Source organism: Paenibacillus taichungensis (assembly GCF_013359905.1).
GTDB classification, from domain to species: Bacteria; Bacillota; Bacilli; order Paenibacillales; family Paenibacillaceae; genus Paenibacillus; species Paenibacillus taichungensis.
The window spans coordinates 779696-806386 of sequence record NZ_JABMCC010000118.1; the positions used below are offsets into that span (position 1 = coordinate 779696).

The window sequence follows — 26691 nt, forward strand, 5'->3', positions numbered from 1 at the left end:
AGCTTAGTGCATTACCCAAATTCCGCCAGCCCAAATGGAGAGAACTGTGATAAAGGTCTGATACACCACATCCATAATCAGATTACCGATGCTGTCTCCATCTGCCTTGCGGTTTTTAATCATGACATAAGTATGTGACCAAAGACCACTTAAACCGTATATGTACATCGTTACCAGCACGCCTACCCAAAAATTCCCTTGAAACCAGATCGCCATAATTCCCATTACACCCAACCCGACCTGAGAAAAACCATACTTGACCTGAAATGGTCCGCCAGGCCATCCCAGCATTTTGGCAGTCTGATCGGCTCTGGCTATGTTGACGACGTAACCAATAACTCCAACCAGTCCAAAGGTGACCACAAATTGATGAAGCAGCAGTACTCTACTAATCTCGCTCATTTCCCCGGGAAAACCTAGCAAGTAGAGATGAACTCCCCCTGAGATTAGACCTAGCAACCATAGTACCAAAAACCACATTCTTGCCCACTCCCGCCGTTTTGTTATTTTGGAATCATTTGTAACTTCATGTACAATCTTGTAGTTACACACATTATATAATCTCTTTTACATTTGTCAATTCGTACATATTTTTCTAGTTTGTCGAAGTATTTGTCAGTTTCGTTCCCATATGCGCAAAAAATATTTCCATATAGTTCTATGAAACTTCAAAAAAATAGGACTTTAACACTGAATTTACATATTCTATCATGAATCCTACTTTTTTTTTTACGCTACGAAAGAACTACAACTCATTTATTTGAACCATATGATAGGTTAAGAGCATAGCTAAAAAGAGCAGGATACCGAAGTACCTGCCCTTAATGTATATTTCCTATCTTTTACCGCATGCTTAAAAAAACTTCGTTAGTTCATCCTTTATTTGTTAAGTTCATTCACTGATTTCTGTTATGGATAAATGATAGCTAAATCAGTTCCTGCTTCCGCTTCAAATACACATACAACACCACTCCAGATGCCGCACAGATCACAGCGCATAAGCCGATGAATCCGTACCCTGCTTGAAGTCCGCGCAATAACCCAAGCTGAGTGGTTGGACCATACGCATTCTTCACGCCTTCAATTACCCAACCAATTACATAGTTACCGATGACACTACCAATCCCCATCAGGGTAACTGTGAACGTAATCGCAGTGTCACTGCCGTTTGGATATCTGCGTGCGATAAACGCCATGACTGTTGGATAGATCATCGCAATACCCGCTCCTGATACGGCAAAGAAGAATGCCAGCCCCTCTCCGCCTGCAATAGCGATGAATGTGCATACCGCCGAGAAAGCAGAGAATAAAATGAGCGACAATACGAATCCGATCCGGTCCGTAAGCGGCCCTAGCAACAGTCTGCCCAACGAGAAGCTGAGGAAGAACGCAGACAGCAGCCCAGATGCTTTGACCGTGTCCCACGTGTAAGCTTTCTCCAGAAAGTTAACAAGCCAACCTCCAACCGCCAGTTCGGATACCACGCCAAAAGAAAGAATAAGCACCATCAGCCAGATGGCTGGATCACGAGTTAACGTCTTGAGTGAAGTCCGATCTTCATGAGGAAGATCATCCCCCGGAAATTTGCTGCGCAGCGCCGCAATAATTGGCAGCAGACAGAGCGACAACATCACCAGATACATGCCGCGCCAGTCCAGTACGTGTCCGAACACGCTCAAGGACATCACCCCTGTCGCGAGCAAAGGTGCAACCGTTGAACTCAGCCCATAGAAGAAATGGGAGAGGTTCATCATCGTACCTGTGTTTTTCACAAAGATCCGCGCCCCCAGAATCGCCAGCGCAATCTCCAGCATGCCGTTTCCGATGTACATGAAGAAGTAAGATGAAGCAAAAAGTGGATATGTATGAGATACGTAAATGAACACACCCGAGAGAATCATCGATGCAAACGAAATGATGCTAACCGCCTTAATGCCCCATTTGCGTACCAGGATGGCAGTGAAGGAGCAGGCGATCAGATACCCCAGTGCATTCAGGGACAACAACGTCCCGAGCTGTTTCTCATCCAGATTGAAGTCGAATTGAATGCGCGGAATGGCCGGTCCCTTAATATTTTCCGATATGCCGAATACGATAAATCCCAAAAAAATCGTTGCCAGTTGCATGGCATACAGTTTGTTGAACTTTTTCTTGTTTCCTTCTGTACCTGCTTGCTGATTCAAAATAAGTTCCTCCATTGTGTACTGAAAAAATGATTACACTTCATAACTACGATTGCAGTACCATCTTCCGATCGCTGTTATCCCCAGATTTTTCTGATCCCCTTTCCTAAAGGGAAAATCCGGTGATAAAGGCGCTCTTCAGATTGGTTCCGCACTCTCCGTTATCGTGTAAAATATTATTTTGCTTAACTTCACTTCATAATAAGTAGTTCCTACCACTGCTTCTCAACCACCTGAATACGGTAGGTCAGACTTTCCAGCGTAACAGCGACCAGCCCCGTAACATATTCGCGCCGAGTGTCTCTTTGGATGATCAACCCCGGCATATGCTCCTGTGGGATCATGTCCAGACAACCTTGCGTCAGGCCATCCCGCATAGCTGGATCCATCGTATCGCCTGTAACCACAATCGTAGCCGGGTTAATGATCGCGATGATCGATACAAGCGTCTGTACTACCAGTTTCTGCAACCCATCTGGCGTATTCAACATCCGTAGCTGTTCTTCCCGTGACACGCCAAAAGGTAGAAAAGATACCTCGCCCCCAAATTGCGTGTTCCCTGTGAGCGGACGACCATCAATAATAAAGCCTGCACCAGGAAAATGGTTCTCAGGAAATGTAACTACCGCGAAGTTCTTCTCTTCTTCAAATTGCTGCTGGTTATACAGTCCGTACACCGTGAGATTCATGTCGTTACCAATGACCACTTCCACATCATCATACTGTTCCTTGAGCCTTGGCCCTAGCGGTTGACCCGCCAGCTCCGACACATCACAAATGCCAATTACACCGTTGTGTGCCACCCCTGGTATACCAATGCCAATGGCCTGCACATTGTGGTGCGTTTCGATCAGGCTCGCAATCAAATCCTCCACCACAGTCACATTAATCTCATCCAAAAAGAGTGTCTGTTCGTCCGCCATCTCTCCGTTCAGATTGGCATATGTATGTGTGATTGAGTGAATGCCGCCCTCCGTTCTAATAATCAGGCACAGCACACTTGCATAGTCCGCATTGAATTGATATCGACTGGCAGGTCTTCCCCCACTCGATTCATCCGGGCCCAGATCGATAATCTCACCAGTTTGGAGCAATTCGTTAAGGATCGTGCCGCATGTCGCCACGCTGAGTTTGGTTAGGTTCGCAATTGAAGCCTTCGTGCCTACGCCCATAGATCGAAGTGTGTTCTTCACCAATTCAACGTTAATGCGCTTCACCTGTTGGGTATTGTGTGATGTGGGTAACATGGTTAGTTGTATGCCTCCTTTCGTTCATTTCGAACCATTCAACGAATGTTTTTAAAAGTATTTTAATAATTGAAGTGTAGGGGGATTTGGGAGGAAAGTCAATGCTAAATTGAGAGAAAAAATCGTTTGGATGGAAAGGCAAAAAGACAGTTCAAGATCATCTAATATGATCCTGCGCTGTCCACTAGTTAAGGTGGTTTTATGTAGAATGACTCATTTGATTTGCCAAGATGCTCTTCTCCAGTCGGACTTTAAATAACTTTCTGTTTAGATCCTGTTCCATGGAATGAAGGTGATATGCTGCTTGTTTCACGGTATCCATCTCTAGCACACCTGCCTGCTTTGCGATGATGTCCATGGCATCCAGGATGAGTTTTTTGCATGTGACTAGTTGGTTGACGTAATCGTCTTCTTGTTGGACGAGTTGTCTATATTGCGAAACTAGATCTTCGCTGTGGGTACTTGTCATGTGGCCACCCCTTTGTTAAAAAGAGAGTAACATTAAATTAGGGATAATATGGTACGTAAAAACGTAACACGTTGTTACTGGGTTGTAACACCATAGTCGATAACTCAAAAGGAGATCAAGTATGATGAGAAAAAAACGAATGTTAATAGGCATTTTTACGCTGGTTGGCTTATTACTACTCAGTGAATTATTCCTTTGGTCTTCGGGAAGAGTTGGATTATTCAATACAACGAACAGAATTATCTCTGGTGCACCTAATATTGAAGTACAGGGAAAAAGACTATCTTATCAAGGAACAATTTTTTCTAGTCCTTCCGATCTTGACGAATATGCATCAAGTGATACAGGCGAAGCACTTTATAAGGCCAAAGGTACACCGCCAAACCCACCATGGATATATGTAAAAAAGGATTCGAATACTTTTTTTCGCTATAAAACGCCACAACTTCCTTGGCGCATGTAATTTAGAAAGCTATCAAACTCATACTTCCCTCTCATTAATAAACATGGTTAAGTTCAAAGACAAAGAGCACCAGAGGTGCTCTTTATTTTTGCAGGCTTTCTTCCCTTCGCACTCCTTCTCATTGACACCTCCCTCAAAAAGGTCTACTCTAATAACGAATAAACCATTCACTATTAAGGAGTCGTTCCCGATGGTGCAAGCCAAGAAAGACGAAGTCAGGAAAGAGATTGAATACGCGGCACTCAAGGTCTTTTTTGAAAAAGGCTATGTCGATGCCAAGATGAGCGATATCGCGGATGAGATCAATATTTCCGTGGGCAATATCTATACTTATTTTAAGAACAAGAAAGAGCTATTCTACGCCGTCGTGCCACCGGATCTGGTGGATTATCTGAAAAATGTGCTGGTGGAGACGATTCACTTTGATAACCAGACCTTGTTCGAGGAAACGGATAGCGAGCGAAAGTCGGCGCTGTTGCAGGAACAGGTGGACGTATTACGGAAATACCGGAATCAGATTGTCATCATCTTCGAAAAGAATAAAGGTACCATTTACACCAACGCCAAAAATGAGCTGGTCGAGCTGATGATCGAAACTAAGAAGGCCTATCTGAAGAACCAATATAAACGGTATGAGATTGGCACCGAGGAGAACTTGATCTTGTTGAACATCCTCGCGCACAATGTGATTGATATGAACCTGGATCTATTGAAACGGGATATGAGCGAGGACAGTCGGAAGCAAATATTCGAAGCTTTGTATGTATACAGACTGTACGGTATGAAGAGCCTCAACGAATAACAACCCAAGCCCATGCTGAAAAAACAAAGCGTGCAGATCATATCAACTTCACTTGGTTTGCACGTGAAAAAATCTCTAACATTAAGACACTCTATTTTTTTGACTTAAAAATGAATTTATAATTCATTTTTAAGTCAAGTATCTACCATTTACCAAACTATTTAAGTTGAACCTACATTTACACGATAACGGAGAGGACAGAAATAACCAGAGGAAGCGAAGCGTTCGCCTAAAAGCTTTCTGAAAGAAAGCTACATCGGAAGCATACGCTTATCACCGGATTCCCCCCTAATAAGAGGGTATCAAAAAAATCTGGGGATAACAGCGATCCGAAGGTTGTTCTGTCATCGGAGTGACAAGTGTACATACCCATCATTCAACTTATATAGCTTCACCCCCACATTCTAAGGAGGAACACAACATGAACACCGCTTACGCATTAAAAAACGTCAATCTGATCCACGGTGATCTGAACCGCAATCTGCAAAAAAACATGACGATTCTCGTCAATGAACAAGGACTTATTCAGAATATAAGCCAAGATAACGAACTGCTTATCCCTAGTTACTACACAACAATCGACCTCTCAGGAAAATACGTAATGCCTGGACTGATCAACGCCCACGTGCACCTCTTTGCAGACGGTAAACCGTTCAGTCTCTCGGTTAGTGAAGGCATGTTGCAGTTTGCCTATGATCGGATTTTGAACACGAAGTTCGGCAGAAACGTATTGAAAAAACGAATGAAACGCAACGCGCTGACCGCACTTCATGCGGGTGTAACAACGATGCGCAGTGTGGGGGAATTCTTTTACACGGATGTCCAACTGAGGGATGAGATTAACAACGGTGACTTTGTCGGCCCTAATCTGCTTGTCTCCGGGTTTTTCCTAAGTGTAACGGGCGGACACGGTGCTCCATTCCTCGCTCTGGTGGGCGATTCCCCGTGGGAAGCACGGAAAAATGTACGTCTGAATGTGAAACACGGTGTGGATTTGATCAAAATCTGTGTGACGGGTGGCGTGACGGATGCGAAAATGGTGGGCGAAGCTGGTCGTTTACAGATGACAGTGGAGGAAGTTGCGGCGATCTGTGATGAAGCGCATAAGATAGGCCTGCGGGTGGCAGCCCATGTAGAGAGCACGGAAGGCGTACGGGTTGCGTTGAAGGGTGGCGTCGATACCATTGAGCACGGTTCGGAGATGGATGACGAAATCATTCGTTTGTACAAAAATAATCCCAATGCCCTGAATGGTTACACCGCACTCATCCCCACCCTGCAAGCCGCTTATCCATCCGCTTCACTGGATACCAGCGTAACGAAGGTAAGTGCAACGGTAAAAGAGAATTCCAGACTGGTCTACGATTCCATGCTCAAAGGTGTAAAACAAGCGATCGAAAACGGCATCACCATTGGTATCGGCACTGATGCCGCTATGCCTTATGTGACTCACTATGATATGTGGAGAGAGATGGATCACTACATGAGACAGGCCAACCTGAACAACAAACAGGTCATCGACATGGTGACTCGAACCAATGCGAAGATCCTCGGTGTTGACGATGTAACAGGAACGGTGGATATCGGGAAACATGCCGATCTGATTATCATGGAGCAAAATCCGCTGGAACATATCGAGGCCTTGTCAGACATCTCTATGGTCATGGTCAAAGGAAATCTAATTCAAACACCATCTGTCACAAGAATCAAAGAAGTCGACGATGTTCTAAACTCAGTTTGGTGAATTCAGGAGTGAAATCATGCTTGGTATATTGATCAATTGTTTTTCCATTATATGCGGAAGTACCCTTGGAGCCATCTCCAAAAGGTTCATGAATGACGGATACAAGTCCATACTCAATCAAGTGATTGGGATCAGCGCGCTCATCATAGGCATTAGTGAGGTCTTTTATGTCCAACCTGAGATGGAGAACAAATTCAATCTGGCGTACGATTTGAATCAATGACGAATCACGTAAGATAGAGTTATGAGTTTATGAACAATAATCACTTCAAGACATTGAACCAGAGGAGACATATCCTATGAACAAAATGAAAAAAACAGGTTTGTGGCTTGGTGTTACGACTCTAACCCTATCACTCGCAGTTCTTTACTTTCCAACATGGACGCCAAAAATAAAAGGAACAAACCCTATTCATGCATTGGAACAAGTTAAAATCAACGGCACGGGACATGAAATCATGATCAGAGGACAGGATCTGGACAACCCAGTTATCCTGTATTTACACGGTGGACCGGGTGCATCTGAAATTCCGTACGCGAAAAAGCACCAAGATTTATTAGAATCTCAGTTTACGATTGTGAACTATGATCAGAGAGCAAGCGGCAAATCCTATCATTTTTTTGAGGACTATTCCAATCTCTCAGCTAACTTGCTGGTTGAGGATGCACTGGCCGTCACGGATTATATTACTCAACGTCTGGGGAAGAAAAAGGTGATCCTGATGGGTCATTCGTACGGAACATACATAGCAACTCTTGCTGCGCATCGAGCACCCGATAAATATGAAGCCTACATTGGGATCGGGCAGATGGCAGATACACAACAGAGCGAGATGGACGGATGGAATTACGTTATGGAGCAAGCCCTGTTGGCTGATAATCATGAAGATGTAGAGCAGTTGGAGCAGATCTATGAACCGATCAAACAAGGACAGGCATTCACGCCGCGAGATATCGTTAAACGTTATGGAGGCACATCAAGGTTGATGGACAGCCCTGACACCAGCTTCCTGGGAATGACGTTCAGCCATGAATATAATATGCTGGATGCCATTCGTTTTAATAAAGGAATCATATATTCGCAAGAAATACTGATAAGTGAAGCCCTGAGCCGTCCGTTGCCATCCTTGATTACGAAGCTGGACCTCCCCTTTTATTTTGTCATGGGAGATTACGACTTAATGACTTCATCCCATGCCGCCAAGGTGTTTTTTGACCAGATTGAAGGAAATCAAAAGGAATTCATTGGCAATAATAACTCGGCTCACTACCCACATTATGAAGAGAAGCAAAGATTTTTTGATTGGATGGTAGATACCTTTATCAAGCACAAACCTTAATCATTCAATCCTTTACCCTCCAGGATCGGCTGCATGTACTTCTCTATTCGTGAAAATTTCGTTTTGGATTGCTTTTTTCATCGAACTACTGCTGAAGTTGCTCTGGAACGCTATATTCTGCAGTATTTTTCATTCTCACTTTTAGTCCGGCCTGTTCCACTTCAATCGCTTCACATTGCGTTTGTGGGACTTGCACACTTGAACCCCATCCGTATACGTGCAGACGTTCCTTTCATCACTGGATTATTATCATAACGTACAAGTTCAGGTAAAGCACCGCTTTTTCTATCAGTTACCGCTTGGTTCCCCCCATCTAAACATACAGCAAAAAGTCTTTCAGATCATATCCGAAAGACTTGTTTTTGACACCTTATTTATTTATATCGCTAATCCCACTCAAGCTCTAACCCTTGTCTCAATCCACTTTCTCCATCCGCCCGAGTCACTAATCTTCTCGGCACCTTCCGCAGCGTAGGCCTCACAGACAAATCCGCTCACGCTTCTGCCATCGATCATCTCGACTTGACCGATGCCAAGCGGGGCGGGGATCGACGCGGTGAAGGCTCCAAACGAAGCGCGCGGCATCTCCCACAGCTCGACTTCAATGGATGATCCGCCTGTCACTGTGCGCACAAGACCAGGCTTGGCTGGCGTGGTGGGCAGTGCATACATCTCATACACAGGCGCCGTCAGCGACTCTTTCCGAAATACGGCACCGAGTCCAGTCATCTGGGGTTCCAGTGGCATTCCGCGTAGGTGAAGTCCGCACACGGCAACCGTAATGACATCTTCCTGCTGAAGCAGAAGTTCAGATGCCACGATGATATTCGCTTCTTCTTCCGGCCGGGCAAACAGCGTTATGCCAAAAGGAAGCTCTTCCTCTGCCCAGCCTGCGGGAATCGCCACAGCACTTAGATCAAGCAGATTGCAATGGTTGGTGTACAACCCCATCTTGCTGTTCGTTTCGATTGGATTCGTGATCACCTGCTCGCGGGTCCAGGTTCCCCCGCATGTCGGCAGAATCAGAACGGCATTCTCCAGAAAAGTCGCGGTGTGCCGCCGAATCTCTGCCAAGCGATGCTGAGCCTTGAACAAGGCCGAAGCGGTAAAGGCTTCTTTTTTCCCAGACTCCAGTACCGTCTTCGTAACCGGAAAGACCGCTTCCCCATGTGTCTCCACATATTCATCCAGATCAGACCAGCGCTCCGCAACCAAAGGACCTTCGTACAGAAGCGCCGCCGCTTCCTGAAGCATGGTAATATCGATCTCTTTCACAGCTACGCCGGATGCTAGAATAGCTTCTTTCTTCCGGTTCCATGCCTCTTCATACGCTATAGCATAAGGGCCATAGAATTCGAGTGCATTGGACGGCAGCAAAAAGGTACGCGGCATCTGCCCTCGACTCAACGGGCGATGCACAGAATACGGGTCTTGTACATCCACACCCCGCACCACCTCGTCCACGCGCTGTGTATCGGCCAGTTCATGAGCGAATACGGTGACGCAATCGATGCTGCGACAAGCGGGAATGACCCCGGCCGAAGACCATGCACCCACCGCCGGCTTATAGCCAACAAGATTATTTAGCGCTGCTGGCACACGTCCTGATCCGGCGGTATCCGTTCCCAAAGCAAAGACCGCCTGACCAGAAGCTACCGCTATGGCCGATCCCGAACTGGAGCCTCCGCTGATCAGCTCCGGACGAAGCGCATTATGCGTATCGCCATACGGACTGCGTGTGCCCACAAGTCCGGTGGCGAACTGATCCAGATTGCATTTCCCCACCGGAATGGCACCGGCAACAATAAGTCGTTCTACCACGGTCGCATGGCGATCCGGGACATAAGCGTAGTCAGGACAAGCCGCCGTAACCGGCCAACTGGCTACCTCGATATTGTCTTTGATGGCAAACGGAATGCCCCATAACGGGCAATCCTCCGGTTTCATCTGCGCCAGTCGATCCAGGAACGGCTGTATCCGTTCAAGGGTCGGAGGCAGAATCCAGATGTTACGATCCCGGGCATGCTCTGCCCGCTGGATAATGGCCTCGATCACATCCTGAGGGGTGAAGTGGCGATGGCGATAAGCCTTTTGCAAGTTAGCTACGGTTAATTGCCCTGGTACAGATGATTGGCTCATGACGCGTTCACCTCTTCTACAGGATATATAGCTGCAATGCAGTCCCCGGCACGAACCTGATCCCCCGATGAGACATAGATGAAAGCGACAATTCCGTCATACGGTGCCTTTTGCGGGAACTCCATTTTCATACTTTCTTCTATTATAATGTCTTCGCCTTGGAGTACCTTCTGACCCACTTCCACAAGCACCTTCCATACACTGCCGGACATCGAACTGTTCACTTCCAGACTTCCTTCGGGCAAAGCCTCTTGCTCCGCCGCACTCGCACCTTCCGGTTCGGACACATGTTCTGCGATGCCAAGCTCCTTCCAGTACTCCCGCTCCTGCTGGAATGCAGCCTGCTGTGTATCCCGGAAACGTGCGGAAGGTTCCTGAATCTCTTCCAGCCAGCTAAGATATTCGCCCAGATTGAACGTCGTCTCTTCCACGTCAACCACCATCTGCCCACGAGGGAAATCCTCTCTCATCTGCAACAATTCCTCCTGGGATACCGGATAGAACTGAATCTGATCGAAGAAACGCAGCAACCACGGTTTGCCCTCCTGGAAGTTGGCTGTCTCCCTGAATTTGTTCCACATCTGGATCGTACGACCGACAAACTGGTATCCACCGGGTCCCTCCATGCCATAGATGCACAGATACGCGCCGCCAATGCCAACCGCATTCTCCGGTGTCCATGTGCGTGCAGGATTATATTTGGTCGTCACCAGACGATGACGCGGATCAAGCGGTACAGCTACTGGCGCTCCGAGATATACGTCACCCAGTCCCATCACCAGATAGGATGCGTTAAATACCACCTCAGCGACTTCTTCCAGCGAACCGAGTCCGTTCATGCGGCGAATGAATTCCAGATTACTGGGGCACCAAGGCGCATCCGGGCGTACATTTTGCTGGTAACGTTCAATCGCCAGTTGGGTGGCCGGATCATCCCAGGACAGCGGCAGCTTCACAATCCGGGATGGCACTTCAATCGAATCCAGCGACGGCAATTGCAGATCTAGTTCCATAATGATCGCTGCGGCTTCCTTCACCGTCATTCGGGTGCTGTCCAGATGAATCTGCAAGGAGCGAATGCCCGGTGTCATCTCGATGAACGGTATCCGTCCACTGTCACGCACCGTTTGCATTAACACATAGACCTGGAAGCGATACAGAAGATCCAGTTCCCGATCTCCATATTCAATCAGAATATTCTCGTCACCAGAGCAACGAATACCGATCTTGAACCGACGTCCCTGCTCCTCGTATGCGAGAATTGGCATATAGGCGCCAGAAGAAATATCCAACAGATTCGGCAAAGAAAGACGTTCGCCCCCCTCGATCAATGCATCGAGATAGGTATGCTGTGCATCCCGAAGCTGCTCGGCTTCCTCCACTGTGATCAGCTTAAACTTTATTTTGTCGCCCGGAGACAACTGTCCGACTTTCCAGAATTCCGCTGACGCCGTTGTCACCGGACATACGAATCCCCCCAGACTCGGTCCATCCGGCCCCAAGAGGATCGGCATATCTCCGGTCAGATCAAGTGCGCCAACCGCATAGGCATTATCATGAATGTTGGATGGATGAAGCCCGGCGTCTCCGCCATCTTCCCTTGCCCACAGCGGCTTCGGTCCAATCAATCGCACGCCTGTACGTGAGCTGTTAAAATGAACTTCCCACTCCGTCTCCGTCAACTGCTCCAAATACTCCTGTAACAGATATTCCTGCGTGCAGTGAGGCCCTGGAATAACACCAATCGTCCAGGTATGGGTTAGTTCAGGTTGTTGATGAAGAGAGAGCGGCTGCAAAACAGTTCTCCGTTGCAGGTCTTGCTGCACTTGCTGCTGCATTCCCTCTGGCTTAGACTGTTGCACTTGCTCTTGCTCCTGATTCCGCTGCTGACTTTGCTGTTGCTCCTGCTGCCGCTCTGGATGAACTCGCAATACCGCTCCCGTTCGCAGTGCACTGCCCGTATGTCCGCCGAACTCCCCCAGAGTAAAGGTTGACGCACTGCCCAGCGTCAGCGGCATATCCAGTCCCCCAGAGACAAGCAGGTAACCCCGCATGCCGACCACAGCTTCACCCAGAACTAAAGTAGAACCCTGAGCCGCAAGTGTGGGTGTGTAGAGCGGAATCGGTATTCCATCCAGCGTTGAAGACATATCCGCACCTGTCAGGCAGAAAGTCATTTCATCGCGGAAGCGGTAGGAGCCGCCGCGCAAAGTCATTTCCAGCCCCGCCGCGCCTTCATCATTACCTAACAGGCGATTGCCGATTCGAAATGCAAGTGAGTCCATCGGGCCCGAAGGCGGTACACCAATATCCCAATACCCTTTGCGGCCCGGATAATCCTGCACCGTAGTCTGAATCCCGCCGTCCAGCACTTCAATGGCATGCTCTGACGGACTGAATCCAGCGAGCATGTTCGTATATACCAACCCTTCCCGAAAAGGCTCCGTATCCAGAAACGCCTGAATGTAAGTCTGGTTGGTGGTTATGCCGTATACTCGCAATGCAGCGAGTGCTTCAATCATGCTCTCTATGGCGGCCTGTCTGGATTCGGCATGCACGATTACTTTGGCCAACATCGGATCATACAGGGTTGTCACCTGTACACCACTGCGAATCCACGTTTCCACCCGAACATGTTCGGGCCACACGACAGCATCGATCCGGCCATCACTCGGGCGAAAATCATGCAAACAATCCTCCGCATACAGTCGCACCTGCAAACTGTGGCCTTGCGGCTGATGAACCAGAGCCGCCAGATTTTCCATCTCTCCGGCTGCTTCCCGAACCATCCATTCAACCAGATCAATGCCCAGCACCTCTTCCGTTACCCCATGCTCCACCTGTAACCGGGTGTTGACCTCCAGGAAATAAAACTGTGTTGTCTCCGGGTCATACAGGAATTCGACCGTACCCGCACTACGATATCCCGCTGTCGCAGCTAGCCTTCTGGCGCTTTCATGCATGGCACTTCGCGTTGCTTCCGGCAGGTTCGGTGCTGGGGTCTCTTCAATAATCTTCTGATTCCGGCGTTGTACGGAACAATCCCGTTCACCCAGTGCCACCGCTTCTCCAAAAGAATTACCGAAGACTTGCACCTCGACATGTCTTGCTCTTGCGATATATTTCTCCAGAAACACGCCACCATCGTTAAAATTCGCAACAGCCAGTCGGGTTACCGAATCGTATGCCTCTTGCAACGCTTGTTCATCCGTGCAGATGCGCATCCCGATCCCGCCGCCACCTGCGGTGCTCTTGAGCATAACGGGATAACCAATCGCAGCGGCCTGTTCCATCGCCACCTTCAGCGATGGCACCAGCCCCGTACCCGGAAGTAACGGCACAGACGCCTGTTCCGCAATGGAACGCGCCGTATGTTTCAGGCCAAAGAGTTCAATATGCTCCGCAGTTGGTCCAATAAACGTAATTCCCTGCTCTCCACACGCTCTCGCAAAGGTCGCATTCTCACTTAGAAATCCGTACCCCGGATGAATTGCATCAGCACCAGCCACCAAGGCCGTGTTCAGGATAAGCTCGGCATTCACATAACTCTCCTTCGCCGGGCCATCACCGATCAGGATGGATTCATCTGCCAGTTCAACATGCAGACTATCGCGATCAGCTTGGGTGTAGACAGCCACAGAAGCAATGCCCATCTGACGCAACGTACGAATGATTCTGACGGCAATCACTCCGCGATTGGCAATGAGTACTTTTTTAAACATGAGAATCGCTCCCTTCAGCTTCCCAGATCAGCACCTGAGCAGGTGTCGGATTGTATGCATTGCATGGATTGTTAAGCTGTGGACAGTTGCTGATCAACACCGTGACAGGAGCGAGAGCCACCAGTTCTACATACCGCCCTGGTCCTGATACGCCATCTGCAAATGTGAGCTTGCCTTCAGGTGTAACCGGCACATTCATGAAGAAATTGACGTTGGGAGCCAGATCCCGTTTGGAGAACTCCGGGCGACTGGACAGCATCAGCATGAACGTATCCCGGCAGTTATGCATCGGCAGCGTATCATGGGAGTACCGAACGGTATTGCTCTGTGCCGAGCAAGCTCCACCAATCGTATCGTGTCTGCCACAGGTATCTGCGGTAATCTGAAGCAGCTCCTGACCAGACTCCGCAACCAGCACTGATCCAGTCGTCAGATACAGGTTCTGCTGTCCGGTAATCGTTTGAATAGCACTATAGTGATCCCCCGGATCTTCCGTAGCATAAAAGAGTGTATCCACCGCTTGATTCCCTTCCAGATCGACAATGCGGAGTACCTGGCCTGCGGCCAGATCATGAATCCATCCATCCCCTGCCGGGATGATGTGGTTATAGATCGCTTTGGCGGGTTCCCGTGTGCTCGTGGTCGCTACAAATGTTGATGTGCTCATATTAATTGGCCCCTTTCAGTAACGATTGTGCTTGCCAGGTATTTTCAAATGCTCTCCGATTCTCCTCACAATGAACAAGGCAGCGATCATCTTCCTTCACAGGTTCGGCATCACTGAACGTCAGCTCAATAACTGAATCTGGATAACGCCCTTCCGGGTCCAGCGGATTCGGTGTATTGGATACGACGAGAAGAAGTTCCATTTCCGTGCGAAGCGTTATCGAAGTACCTGCAGTCGGTTGCGATTCGTATCGCATCGTGCCATCCAGCTCACAGACCACTTTGGAAAAAAAGTTAACCGGCGTACAGAGGTCACGAGGCGTCAGCCGATGTCGATACATCTCTACCACCAGATTCTCATATCCGCTGCGGTACCAGTCATTTCGCTCCTGCTGATAGGTCGTAACTCCATATTTGCGATCCGTACTTCGACGTGTTGTGTATCCCGACAACGTATCATGCCACCCCGTCGTGTCATCGATAATGGATGCAAGGACACGGCCCTGATCACTCATCAACACATGACCAGATGTCAGGTATGCGGTGTGTTGCGCCTTGAGTGAATCCGGCATGTTGTAACGTTCGGAAGGATCGGAAGCCTGAAACAGAAGTGTTGTCAGGTTAGCGCGATCCCCCGCTGCTGTCATTCGAATGTTCTTGCCCCGGCTAATGTAACCTGACCACTTTCCACCTGCTTGGATGCGAATTGAAGTCATATCAGTACCTCCTGTGTAGTAGAAAAAAATATAAAAAAGCCCGGGAGAAATACCAAAAATGAATTTGGTACATTCTCCCGGGCTTTTTTCCCGCCGTGTACATGGATGTGAGCCAGATCGACTACTTCCATGCGTTTTCTCTCGGACCAGGCAACAGTGTGAGCCACCGTTCGGAACCCTAGAAAACATTTTGTATTCGGTTGCTTTTCATGTTAACAATCCTAACACATAACAAAAACAGTGACAACAATAATTTTATTTTAATTATTTTCTTCAATATAGCGATCAGATTCATGTTATATTTTCAGGCATCTTCACCTCTTTTTACGAAAAAAAAGCTTGTGCTTTCCAAAAAACCTTGGTTAAATGTGAGGTGTCATGACAAACACCAATGCAAAAAAATCGATACATTCCGAAATCAGGGGGAGATTCTATGTCAGATAAACTAACTTTGAAAAGAGACTTATCGTTGTCTCACGTCGTGACCATGGGTCTGTCCTGGATGTCACCCATGATCTTTTTCACCAGTTTCGGTGTGTTGCATGAAGGTTCCAGAGGCATGCTACTGGCAGCTTACTTGCTTGCATTTATAGCCATCTTGTTCACCGCGCTCAGTTATGGTCAGATGGCAAAGGCGTTCCCCGTGTCGGGATCAGCGTATACCTATGTAACCAAATCCATGAACCCATTTATCGGCTTCCTTGTCGGGTGGGCCATCCTGTTGGATTATCTCTTCTCCTGTATTATCGCCGTGCTCATATTCGGTATTAATCTTCACGCACAATTCACCTCGATACCTTCCTTTGTCTGGATTCTGTTGTGTACCCTTGTGGTCATGATCATTAATATTATCGGGATCAAAACATCAGCCAATGTCAGCAAAATCTTCGTAATCATGCAGATCCTGTTCATTGCAGGTTTTTGCTCCTTACTTGTATACAGAGCATTTCAGAGCGGGATCACCGCAGGCTGGAATCCGCTTAATACTCAAGATGGTGTCCCCATTTCCACGATTCTTGCCGGAGCTTCGCTCGTATGCTTCTCGTTCCTTGGTTTTGATTCCATTACGACCATGACCGAAGAAACGAAAAACCCAAGGAAAACCATCCCTCGGGCCATTATTATCATCGTTTTATTGGCAGGACTAATGTATTTCGTCACAGCTTTCCTGATTCAGCAGATGTACCCGTCGTTCACGTTTAATCATGTCGATTCCGCAGGTTTTGAACTCATGCAATCGATCGGTGGTCCTTTACTCGCCTCGATATTCACCTTTGTCATTATATTCTCTGTACTATCCCAGGGGATGTCCTCCATGACGACCGTAACACGTCTTATGTTCGTGATGGGAAAAACGTCCTTGTTGCCACGAGCATTCGCATCACTCCACCCTACACTTCGAACTCCGGTGTTCAACATTGTTCTCATGAGTGTTATCTCGTTATCGGCTATGTTTATCAGCCTGGAGACAGCGATCATGTTTGTTAGTTTTGGTGCATTAACCGCATTTCTGTTCGTCAATCTATCCGTTATATTCCACTATATTATTCGTGAAAAACAGCGTTCTCCCCGTGATATGTTCGTACGTTTCCTATGTCCGCTACTCGGCGCCGGATTCGTATTTTATCTTATCACGCTACTCGATGTTTCCTCGTTGATGCTTGGCTCCGGATGGCTCGTAGCTGGACTCATATACTACCTTGTTAAACGTTTGAAGCCCGCAACTATGAGCATATCCAAAGTGGATGAAGCCTTGTAAACAAAGGTGATTTTGTTCAATGGTACTTTGATTGTTCAGTTGTTCGTTTGATTGTGTCTGTTAGTGAGGGCACACGAGATGTGCGGGTAGTGCTTAACCCACAGACAGAATGATATGGCACAGCATGTAGAGTCAGCAGATAGAGTAATAGAATAGCACGCGTGATGGGAGGGATTACAATGACGTTGGAACGGATCAAACAAGCTTCCCTGATGTTATTTTCCATCCACGGCTTTGACGGCACTTCGTTGCAAACAATTGCACAACAAGTCGGTATACAGAAGCCTTCTATTTACACATATTTCACAAGTAAAGATGCGTTGTATCTCGAATTACTGCATGATTCACTTACACAGGAGTTGGATTTCGCCCGTCAGTTAACGAAAATTCGTTCTGACGGAGCTTTCAAAGAAGTGCTCTTTCAATTCTTGTCCAGCTTCATTGATCGTTACAAGAGCGAACCGAGTGTTTCTTATATGCTCAAAACATTCCTTTATCCTCCGCAGCACCTGCAAGCTCCAATTCAGGACTTGCGTAATCATTATATCGATGAATTGGAGCGTATTTTGTTCACTGTGTTCAGTAAGGAGCCGGCGGATCAGGAATTCTACATATCCCTTGCTAACTCTGGACAATATCAGGTTGTTGTTCCCTTGCAGAGAACGAAACCTTATCCCCCTGCGGAAAGCTCCTTCGCCTTTTTCATGGTTCATCTGCAAGGATTGTGGGTTGAGTTGCTACGCAGCGGTGCGGAGCATGCCTACGTCAGATTGCAGAGAACATGGCCTCTGGTTAGTGCTACAGTATAATCAGTAGCTCAGCATAGAAGGAATTCAGCAAAAAATCATAAGAAAAAAGGCATTCCCTGTCATACGTCATACGGAAGACAGGAAATGCCCTTTTGGGGTTTGCTCTGCGGCTTTGTTCGATGCCTTTTCTCTATCGCTTTGTTCTGGAATTCGCTTCATTCTAACGAATTGAGGATACGCTAATTCCCTCTTTTTTGTACAATTCCGAATTGTAACGAATTACAGAGACGTTATCTCGACAATATGGGCCGTTTTTTATCTACTCATATACGGTTAATTCTCTTCTTCACTTCTTACACGTACATTGCGAGCAACAACTTACAGATCATTGCCGCGGCTTCCGCACGGGTCGTCATGTTCCCGGCACGAACTGTATTGTCCGTATAACCGTTCACAATTTTGGCCTGAACGGCTGTATTCAGTGCATCTTGTGCCCAAGCCGGAGTTTGCCACTCGTCAGTGAAGCTTGGTTTTACAGCATCATTGCTCGTTCCCGACTGTGCATCTGCACTTAACTTCAATGCATTCGCCATCATCACAGCCATCTCCGCACGAGTAATCGTCTGATTTGGTTTGAACGTATTGTCTCCATAGCCCTTCACGATTCCGGCTTGCACGGCTGCGGCAATATCGCTCTTCGCCCAGTCTGGCAGACTGCCTTGATCTGCAAACGTCGTATCCGACTGCACGGACTCCAAAGCCAGTGTCTTACTGATTAACGTAACAAACTCTGCCCGTGTAATCTTCTTGGATGGTTGAAATGTACCATCTGTGTAGCCCTGGATAACGTCCATGCCAATCAAACGATCTGCATAGTCGGATGCCCAGTGTCCGTTCAGATCGGACAGATTAGCAGCTGTGTAACTGGACACAACAAAGGTACCCAGATGATTCACATTAGCCGATATTGTTCCTGCTGCATTCGTCTTACCACCAATGAATACCCAGCTCTGACGGGCTTCATTATAATAGTAGATCGCTGGCTGTGTTCCTTGTGGCAGCTTGGAAGTATCATATTGCAGACTCAATGCTGCCTGATCCTTTAATGTCCGTCCTCCACTGCGAGTAATCTGTACGGCTTGGCCCAGAACATTCAGCGAAGCTGCATTCTGTAATTGTTCCTTGGATACAACGTACAGATGCAACGTATCTTTTTCCCCAATGGCTCCAGCCGGAGCGTTGAATTGCACGATGTCTTTCAGACCCGTTTGTACTGGCTGATTCGCTTCAACTTCTACCTTCACTTCAGCAGTTGAATCTGATCCCGTATCCGGGTTGGTTGGTGTGGTTGGAACGGTAGGCGTTGTTGGTACGCTTGGTGTGCTTCCACCGGAATTCCCTCCAGCGTTGCCTCCATCACTACCTGAACCCCCGCCGCCATTACCCGAACGGGCTTGTACGGTAACCGTACGTGTGACTTCTTGTGCAGCATTGCCGGCAATATCTTTCACGTTATAACGAAGGGTGTAGATCCCCGCTGCTTGTGTGTTCACTGTGCCGTCCATCTGCACGGAACCACGGATGCCTACATTATCGGTAGCCTGTGCTCCAGGGTCGTTATACGTATCTCCCACGGTTAATGACATTTGGCTGCTTCCTTGCAGGGTGATGACAGGAATTTCGCGATCTATTTTGACCACCAATGGTAAAGTATAGGTTTCGTTCAAATCGTCTGTCGCTCTGAATAACAGCTTATTCTCTCCCGACTCCGTTATCTCCAAAGGCGTATTCTCTGTATACGGTTCGTACGTCTGCCCTCCATCACGAGACAACTCAATAGTCGCCGAAGTGGCTGGCGCGTATACTGCGCTGGTTACACTAACCGTTACGGACTGGTTTGTCCATGTATCCGTATGATACGGCTGGCCGTCAGCGGTGGTCATATTTCCTTTTAACACCAATACCTGATTATTTGTTCCTTCCACAATGACAGTGAACTTTCTGGTATCCATTTCGCTGCCACGTTGTACCGTTGCCGTCAATTCCAGTCGCTCATTATTCTCAGGCTGTGTAAGAAGTTTTCCCTGTGCATCCATCAATTCCGGGTTGGAGCTGGACCAGCTAATCGTGGCTCCATGTTTTCCTTCAACAGGAAGGGTAAGGTCGGAAGTGACCGCGTTCAGATCGCCCAGATCAATCGCTTGAAGCGTATCCGTTACCGCCTGTGCATCACTGTAAGGTGTAGAACTTACAAAGATCGGATTGGAGTAGAACCACAGATCGCGATAGTTCTGATCATTAATCTCGTTGAACCGAGTCTCTGCATCCGCTGTTGTGATCTTCGGATCAAGTTGTGGTTCACCATTTACGGTCTCTCCTGCAACGTTCATGCCCAGATTTGTACCGCGCAGGCGATAATATTTATCCTGATCAGTGGCTTTGATCTTGTACGTGATGACATTGTAACCTTCCGCATCTGTTGTCCAATCGTTGGACGTGAAGGTTGCCAACACTTTGGTAGAGTCGTTCGTGTCTTTGGAATAAGCGGCTGTGCCTTTCTCGGCCTTGCCCGTGACATCTCCGGCGATGAGATCGACGTGATCTACCAACGGTACTTGTCCAGCGGACGTGCCGCTGTTGATAGGTTTTTCATAGTTGTTGCTCGTGGTTGGACTCTTGAAACGGATTTTCAGTTCCACTTCGTCACCTTGGGTCACGCCGAGGTCTCCGCCCATTTCAGCTTGAGTACCCGCGCCGGAAGCCGTGAAGTCCAGTGCGTTGATCAGATCACCGAATACGGAAAATGATTTCCCTGAACGCAGTCCTTCCAGCACGGCTTGCATCCCAGTACCATCAACCCAAGAATAGGTCTTGGCATATTCGCCCGGAAAATAACCGCTGGAATTCGTGTCAATCGTCTTGAAATGGTAATCCGAATTGCCATAGTTCCAGAAGTGACGCCCTTCTCCCAACAATGCATCCCACAAACCGCCCACCTTGGCGACCATATAATCCACACCACCGTATGTACGGTATTTGTATCCATCATCTGCTGTCGGATTAGCTACATTGTATGTTGTGTTGTACCCACCGCGATCCGGTTCCATCTGGTTGCCCAGCATACCTTCGATACCAAAAACAACTTGTGGAGCCAGATCGTTGAACTCACGGAAGTCCGCGATGGTATATTTGTTTTTGCCCCGTGAAGGGTGATTGATCATCGCATAACTCGTCGTTGGATACTTGGTTGCCAGCCAATTGATAGCTGCTAGTGCATCCTGATGAGTTGTATAGGCACGTCCCCCCGTCAGATCCCAATTCGCTACGTCAGCCGCATCGAACAGATTCGCATCCCGATTGGTAAAACGATACTCAAATTCGTTTGCAGCTTCCAGCGCTTCAGTCGAATTCGGCTCATCTGTGAGAATACCCACCCCAACGTGTTCATGTGTCGGCATGTCCCATTCGAAACCGGAGAAGATCGTTTTGCCTGCGTATTTGCCCGCTTCCTGAAGTGCTTTGATCTGTGGCACCTGGTATTCGTTCATCCCTTTGGACATCGGAATCGATCCGCCTGGAATGTCTACTCCGTTCTGATCCCGCTTGGATAACCGCAAATGATCCGTAAGCGCGATCCAGTCCAGATCATACTTCGTCAGTCCCGCATCGAGTACATTTTCCAGCGAATTCTGAGCATCATCGGACTCAAACGTATGTACGTGCAAATCTCCCGTTTGCCATGAACCTGTTGCCGAGCTGTTGGTTGGTGTGTTATCTCCCGCATCCGCATAGGTTAGCGCAGCAGGGAAAGCTCCCATTACAAGGCCCGTAGCCAGTGGTATAAGCGTAAGCATAGCGAGCATTTTCTTTCCTTTATTGTTGAACAAAATCATCCCACCACCGTTCTGAGTTGTTGTGTCGGGAGTAAATATAAGAAACTTTGAGGGCAGGGTCAACGCAATGAAAGCGCCTATTAAAAATTTGACATATCCCTACATTACTTTACATTTCGTTAACGATTTCTTTTGCTGTGTCTATGAAGATCATGCTCTGTCATCCTCCATATTGAAGTGCTGAAATGTACTAGAGAGAGGTTGCAAGAGGGTTAAGAAAAATTCAGATTTTGTTCACCATTCAGGAAAGTTCCACCACAGCTAGTGGAGCATTAGGAAGATAATTAACATAGCAGGGGTGATGAAGAGGTATAAATGAAGGTCTTTGTAAACATCTGAGGGCGGTGCATCTGCCCAATATAGAAAAAAGAACCCACGAATGCACAGGCGCAATGCGCCCTGAATCCGCAGGTACTCTGGGTTTGACTGGGTTTTGAATTAGCTTTTACATGTTTACTTTTGTGAAGGGGAAGTTAACGGGTTGTGAAATGATACCTCTCCCTAAACATTAAACCCATTAAACTGCCGAAGCATAGTGGTGAAACGTTCCAGTTCCTCTTCATTCCATCTCGATATGCGTTCATAAAAAGTTGACTCCTTCTCCTTGAGCGCACTCACCGTCGATTGTTGACCAAGCTCCGTCAAAGACAACAAAACGCCGCGCCGATCTTCGGGGTCCGGCTCCTTGCTTACATACCCTGCCTTCTCAAGTTGTTTAATCAGACGGCTTACCGAACTGCGGTCCATAGCCGTCGCTTCTGCCAAAGCTGCGGCGCTTGTAGGACCGTAAGAATACAACCACCGCACCAGATGAAAAGCAGCAGGCTGCAAGGTCGCATCGAAACGCTCGGCAGATCGAACATTGAGCGCATGCGAAGCACTAATTAGCGCATGGATCTGCTCACCAAGTGCCAGTTCCAGAGTTTCTCTATCTTTGGCTTTAACCGGGTTTTCACTCATTATTGTTGTTCCCCTCTCCTCGATACATTAAAGTAGGCTTATAAATATATAGTTGACAAATATCAATTAAATTATATAGTTGATTTATGTCCATTATATAGCTCGACCCTATTCGTGTCAAAAGGAGACCTCGTTATGAAAACAACACAACCCATTATTGTAATTACCGGAGCAACAAGCGGCTTAGGTCAGCTTACTGCCATGGAACTTGCGAAACGCGGTGCACACCTTGTACTCACAGCCCGAAGCGAAGAACGTGCCGAGACCACCAGAAACAAAATCAGGGAGATTGCTCCATCTGCCAAGATCGATTTTTTCTTCGGGGACTTATCTGTACTAAACGATGTAAAACGTATTGGACTTGAAATTGCAGCTGCTTATCCGCGGATCGATGTTCTTTTGAATAACGCGGGTCTTCATGCTTTTGAACAAAGAGTTACTTCCGAAGGGTTTGCCGAGATGATCGCCGTGAACTATTTGGCACCTTGGCTGCTAACGCACACATTGCATTCTTCCCTGATTCGGGCAGGCCACGCTCGAGTCGTCAATGTTGCATCTGAAGCCTCGCGGAATCATGGCACACTGGTGCTGCCCGATGACTTAACGGATACCGATCCCTTTACTGCACGCGGCTCCTCCGCCATCTATGGCAAAACCAAACTGCTGAATATTATGTTTACTAGCGAACTTGCCCGTCACTGGGATGGAACTGGAATTCGTGTGAATGCTTTAAATCCGGGATTTAATGTTACGGGTCTTGGTCGGGAGTTATGGTTTGCGAGTGTGCTTGAGCACATTCTAACGTTTTTACACATCGGCGACCCACGGCGGGGTACGGACATTATGACCCAGTTGGCTGTGGAGCCGAATTTTGGAGAAGTAACGGGAGGGTATTTCAATGTTGGAAGCGGGGCATCCATTACTCCTGTGTATCCAGGCGGAGATGCTGGAATGCAAAACAAGCTGTGGAAGGTTACGACACAATTACTGGAGCAACGTGGTCTGTTGAACTAATCACAAATGAGAAAAAAGCCTTCCAGATAACTATCTGAAAGACTTCCACCTCTTGCCGTTTCAGAATCAACCAAAACGACCACTAATATAGTCCTGCGTACGCGAATCGACGGGCTCGGCGAACATGTCTTGGGTAGCGGAGTATTCCACGACCTCCCCATTCAGGAAGAACACCGTCTGCTGAGAAACCCGAGCTGCTTGCTGCATATTGTGGGTGACCATCACGATCGTATAACGCTCCTTCAACTCATGAGCCAACTCCTCGATCTTGAAGGTCGACACGGGATCAAGCGACGCCGTAGCCTCATCCATCAGCAGAATGTCCGGCTCCACTGCCAGCGCACGTGCGATGCAGAGGCGCTGTTGTTGTCCTCCGGATAGACTTAACGCGGAACGCTTCAGGTTATCCTTTACTTCATCCCACAGGACAGCAGAACGCAGGCTCTGTTCCACGATTTCGTCCAGCTTCTTTTTGCCATGAATGCCGTGTTGTCGTGGACCGAAGGCCACATTATCGTAGATGGATTTCGGAAAGGGATTTGGCTGCTGGAAAACCATACCGATCTTCTTGCGAATGGTCTCCACATGCACCTCGCCGCTGTAGATGTCCGTCCCACCTACGGCCACTTTACCTTCAATCCGTGTGCCGGGTATCCGGTCATTCATGCGGTTGAGGGTTCGCAGCAGCGTCGATTTGCCACAACCGGACGGTCCGATAAAAGCGGTAATGGCCCGTTCTGGAATTTCAATGGAGACATCCTTAAGTGCCTGAAACTGACCGTAATATAAATTCAATTTGTTGATCTCAATGATTGACTGCACAATGGTTCCTCCCGGTGTTGAAATTGATCTTGTTACTGGATCCGCCTGACACATTAGGCTTGATTTTTGCGTGAATTCAGCCACAACGGCACACGGAACAGAATATTAATGAGCAAGGCCACAAAGATCAACACAGCCGTTGTCTTTTGCGCAATTTCCTCGGCATCGGGCACAATTGCTTCGGATTGAATGTACCACAGATGTACAGCAAGGGTTCCTCCTGGCGATAGCAAATTGAAGTCCCACATTTCCCCGGATGTAGATACCCCTGCGGTCAGAATAATGACGGCACTCTCTCCGAATGCCCGACCTGCCGTGAGGCAAATGCCTGTCATGATTCCGTTTATAGCCACCGGCAGCAATACATTACGGATCGTCTGCAAATGGGTAGAGCCAAGTGCAAAGGACCCATTACGAAGTTCAACCGGAACCGCTCGGACCGATTCCTCGGTTACCCTGGTGAGCACAGGCAGATTCAGAAAGGCAAGGCTGACGGCAGCGCCCAGAATCGTAAGACCAATTTCGAAGAACTCCACAAACAGGGCAATACCGAACAAACCAAAGATAATGGATGGAACAGAAGACAGTCCCTCCACGCAAATGCGCACGATCTCCATAAGTTTGTTGTTTGGAGCAAATTCAGCCAGGTAAATCCCGGCCGCCATGCCGATGGGAATCGAGATCAGGAGGGATAGAATTAGCACATAGAACGAGTTGAACAGCGCCGGCCCAATCCCTCCTCCTTCTTCAATCTCGCTTGGAACACCATATAGAAAGTCCCAGCTCAGCAAAGGCAGCCCTTTTTCCAGAAGAAGAAATAACAGTCCAACAATGAATAAAATGACGACAATCCCTACACCCCATACCATGCCCGTAAAAATCCGGTCCATCAGCGTGGATGCACCTCTGCGTTTGCCGAACGAATAGGAGGGGACAGCGTTCGCCTGCTTCTTCATACTCATGAGTAGCGTCCCCCTTTCTTCTGAAGCATTCTTACGGCTACAATCATCAAGATGGAAATGGCAAGCAGGATAAAGCCCATCATGTATAGCCCATGATTCCAGGTAGAATCAAATTCAACGCTTGAGATTTGCATGACGATATTACTTGTCAGCACCGCTGTTGGTGTGAATAGACTGTTAGCGAGCTGCGCCGTATTGCCGATGACCATTACCACCGCCATCGTCTCTCCAATGGCACGAGTCATCCCGAGAATGACGGCGTACATGATTCCGCCTCTTGCAGCTGGCAAGACCACACGAGTTATGGTTTGGAATCGGTTCGTACCAAGTGCATAAGCTGCATCCCGGTATTTGTTTGGTACAGCAGATATGGCATCATCACTGATCCGGCTAATGGTAGGCAGCACCATAATCGTCAGAACAATGGACGCTGCGAGCAAACCGTCCGCCAGATCATGTCCACTGATATCCCTAAGCCAGGGGATGAGAATCGTCAGTCCCAAGAAACCGTATACCACAGAAGGAATCCCTACCAACAGATCCAATACAGGTCGCAGAATATGGCGAAGCCATTTTGGCGTCATTTCGGCCAGAAACACGGCAATGATGACGGAGATGGGAATGGCAAACAACATTGTGAGCCCCGTGAGTGCCAGCGTTCCCAGAATAAAGGTCAGCGCCCCGTAATGCTCATTTTCCGGGTCCCAGTTGGTAGAGAAAAAGAATTCGCTGAGCGAAACATCCGCAAAGGTAAGAACGCCCGTACGAAGCATAAGGACCAGAATGCATAACAGAACCAGACAAACGAATAATGTACTGCCAATACAGACCATGCGAAACAGTTTATTGGACCATCTTAAACGCGCCTTACGGTCAAACCGTGTTCCCGATCCGGGAGCCTTGCCGATGCTTGAACCAAGCTCACTCGGAGCAGGGCTGTTCGTGGATGGATTTAAATCGATCATGAAGGGCTCTTCCTTTCACATAGAGAAGCCAGCTTGGCGACCGTGCGCAGAAGCTGGCTATCCCTTTCCTTATGAA

The 26691-nt window shown here is 47.9% G+C and carries 21 protein-coding genes and 1 riboswitch; of the genes, 8 read left to right on the plus strand and 13 right to left on the minus strand.

The annotated features are described in order from the left end of the window. Positions 1-3: 3 nt before the first annotated feature. The 4 genes from HP548_RS26670 to HP548_RS26685 all read right to left on the minus strand — a co-directional run bounded on the left by HP548_RS26670 (position 4) and on the right by HP548_RS26685 (position 3899). Positions 4-480, minus strand: a complete 477-nt coding sequence (locus HP548_RS26670) for a DUF6790 family protein (RefSeq protein WP_175383295.1) — start codon at positions 478-480, stop codon at positions 4-6. A gap of 446 nt (positions 481-926) precedes the next feature. After that, positions 927-2126: an MFS transporter gene (locus HP548_RS26675; protein WP_099857223.1), complete on the minus strand. Its 1200-nt coding sequence runs from the start codon at positions 2124-2126 to the stop codon at positions 927-929. Between the two features lie 269 nt (positions 2127-2395). Then, positions 2396-3430 carry an ROK family protein gene (locus HP548_RS26680; protein WP_099856995.1) on the minus strand — a complete coding sequence of 345 codons (1035 nt, stop codon included), beginning with the start codon at positions 3428-3430 and terminating at the stop codon, positions 2396-2398. A 199-nt stretch (positions 3431-3629) separates the two neighbouring features. Continuing rightward, positions 3630-3899, minus strand: coding sequence for a hypothetical protein (locus tag HP548_RS26685; protein WP_099856994.1), 270 nt, complete (start codon positions 3897-3899; stop codon positions 3630-3632). Between the two features lie 124 nt (positions 3900-4023). Here HP548_RS26685 and HP548_RS26690 point away from each other — a divergent pair, with 124 nt between their 5' ends. The 5 genes from HP548_RS26690 (at position 4024) to HP548_RS26710 (ending at position 8248) form a co-directional block, all read left to right on the plus strand. Then, positions 4024-4362, plus strand: coding sequence for a hypothetical protein (locus HP548_RS26690; RefSeq protein ID WP_099856992.1), 339 nt, complete (start codon positions 4024-4026; stop codon positions 4360-4362). 190 nt (positions 4363-4552) lie between these two features. Next, positions 4553-5164, plus strand: a complete 612-nt coding sequence (locus HP548_RS26695) for a TetR/AcrR family transcriptional regulator (RefSeq protein WP_090809647.1) — start codon at positions 4553-4555, stop codon at positions 5162-5164. A gap of 421 nt (positions 5165-5585) precedes the next feature. Beyond that, positions 5586-6908, plus strand: a complete 1323-nt coding sequence (locus HP548_RS26700; RefSeq protein WP_175383296.1) for an amidohydrolase family protein — start codon at positions 5586-5588, stop codon at positions 6906-6908. A gap of 16 nt (positions 6909-6924) precedes the next feature. Further along, entirely contained in the window at positions 6925-7131 is a 207-nt protein-coding gene (locus HP548_RS26705; RefSeq protein ID WP_175383297.1) for a DUF554 family protein, read from the plus strand. Between the two features lie 76 nt (positions 7132-7207). Then, positions 7208-8248, plus strand: a complete 1041-nt coding sequence (locus tag HP548_RS26710; RefSeq protein WP_175383298.1) for an alpha/beta fold hydrolase — start codon at positions 7208-7210, stop codon at positions 8246-8248. 396 nt (positions 8249-8644) lie between these two features. Here HP548_RS26710 and atzF read toward each other — a convergent pair whose 3' ends face one another. The 4 genes from atzF to HP548_RS26730 are packed head-to-tail and all read right to left on the minus strand — an operon-like array spanning position 8645 to position 15491. Then, entirely contained in the window at positions 8645-10387 is a 1743-nt protein-coding gene (atzF, locus tag HP548_RS26715; RefSeq protein WP_175383299.1) for an allophanate hydrolase, read from the minus strand. Beyond that, entirely contained in the window at positions 10384-14109 is a 3726-nt protein-coding gene (gene uca, locus HP548_RS26720) for an urea carboxylase (protein WP_175383300.1), read from the minus strand. Before uca ends, atzF begins: the two co-directional genes overlap by 4 nt. Then, positions 14102-14776, minus strand: coding sequence for an urea amidolyase associated protein UAAP2 (locus HP548_RS26725; RefSeq protein ID WP_175383301.1), 675 nt, complete (start codon positions 14774-14776; stop codon positions 14102-14104). The genes uca and HP548_RS26725 overlap by 8 nt, the downstream gene beginning before the upstream one ends. A gap of 1 nt (position 14777) precedes the next feature. Then, a complete protein-coding gene (locus HP548_RS26730) occupies positions 14778-15491 on the minus strand; it encodes an urea amidolyase associated protein UAAP1 (RefSeq protein ID WP_175383302.1) in 714 nt (237 codons plus the stop codon). Positions 15492-15563: 72 nt separating this feature from the next. Then, a riboswitch (guanidine-I (ykkC/yxkD leader) is annotated at positions 15564-15684 on the minus strand. Positions 15685-15924: 240 nt separating this feature from the next. On the opposite strand from HP548_RS26730, the gene HP548_RS26735 reads away from it, so the two are divergent. Both HP548_RS26735 and HP548_RS26740 read left to right on the plus strand, forming a co-directional pair. Continuing rightward, positions 15925-17250: an APC family permease gene (locus HP548_RS26735; protein WP_175383303.1), complete on the plus strand. Its 1326-nt coding sequence runs from the start codon at positions 15925-15927 to the stop codon at positions 17248-17250. Between the two features lie 179 nt (positions 17251-17429). Then, positions 17430-18059 carry a TetR/AcrR family transcriptional regulator gene (locus HP548_RS26740; RefSeq protein WP_175383304.1) on the plus strand — a complete coding sequence of 210 codons (630 nt, stop codon included), beginning with the start codon at positions 17430-17432 and terminating at the stop codon, positions 18057-18059. A 293-nt stretch (positions 18060-18352) separates the two neighbouring features. On the opposite strand, the gene HP548_RS26745 is transcribed toward HP548_RS26740, so the two are convergent. Both HP548_RS26745 and HP548_RS26750 read right to left on the minus strand, forming a co-directional pair. Further along, positions 18353-21886: an S-layer homology domain-containing protein gene (locus HP548_RS26745; RefSeq protein ID WP_175383305.1), complete on the minus strand. Its 3534-nt coding sequence runs from the start codon at positions 21884-21886 to the stop codon at positions 18353-18355. 507 nt (positions 21887-22393) lie between these two features. Further along, positions 22394-22852 carry a MarR family winged helix-turn-helix transcriptional regulator gene (locus tag HP548_RS26750; protein WP_175383306.1) on the minus strand — a complete coding sequence of 153 codons (459 nt, stop codon included), beginning with the start codon at positions 22850-22852 and terminating at the stop codon, positions 22394-22396. A 135-nt stretch (positions 22853-22987) separates the two neighbouring features. Between HP548_RS26750 and HP548_RS26755 the strand changes: the two genes are divergently transcribed. Next, a complete protein-coding gene (locus HP548_RS26755) occupies positions 22988-23866 on the plus strand; it encodes an SDR family NAD(P)-dependent oxidoreductase (protein ID WP_175383307.1) in 879 nt (292 codons plus the stop codon). Positions 23867-23932: 66 nt separating this feature from the next. Here the strand turns inward: HP548_RS26755 and pstB are convergent, their stop codons facing one another. Genes pstB through pstC form a run of 3 tightly spaced genes read right to left on the minus strand, consistent with a single transcriptional unit; the run spans position 23933 to position 26615 of the window. After that, positions 23933-24688: a phosphate ABC transporter ATP-binding protein PstB gene (pstB, locus tag HP548_RS26760; RefSeq protein WP_175383308.1), complete on the minus strand. Its 756-nt coding sequence runs from the start codon at positions 24686-24688 to the stop codon at positions 23933-23935. Between the two features lie 53 nt (positions 24689-24741). Then, the gene (pstA, locus tag HP548_RS26765; RefSeq protein ID WP_175383309.1) at positions 24742-25650 is read right to left on the minus strand and encodes a phosphate ABC transporter permease PstA; all 909 of its coding nucleotides are present in this window, start codon (positions 25648-25650) and stop codon (positions 24742-24744) included. After that, positions 25647-26615, minus strand: a complete 969-nt coding sequence (gene pstC / locus HP548_RS26770; RefSeq protein ID WP_063565319.1) for a phosphate ABC transporter permease subunit PstC — start codon at positions 26613-26615, stop codon at positions 25647-25649. The genes pstA and pstC overlap by 4 nt, the downstream gene beginning before the upstream one ends. Positions 26616-26691 lie beyond the last annotated feature (76 nt).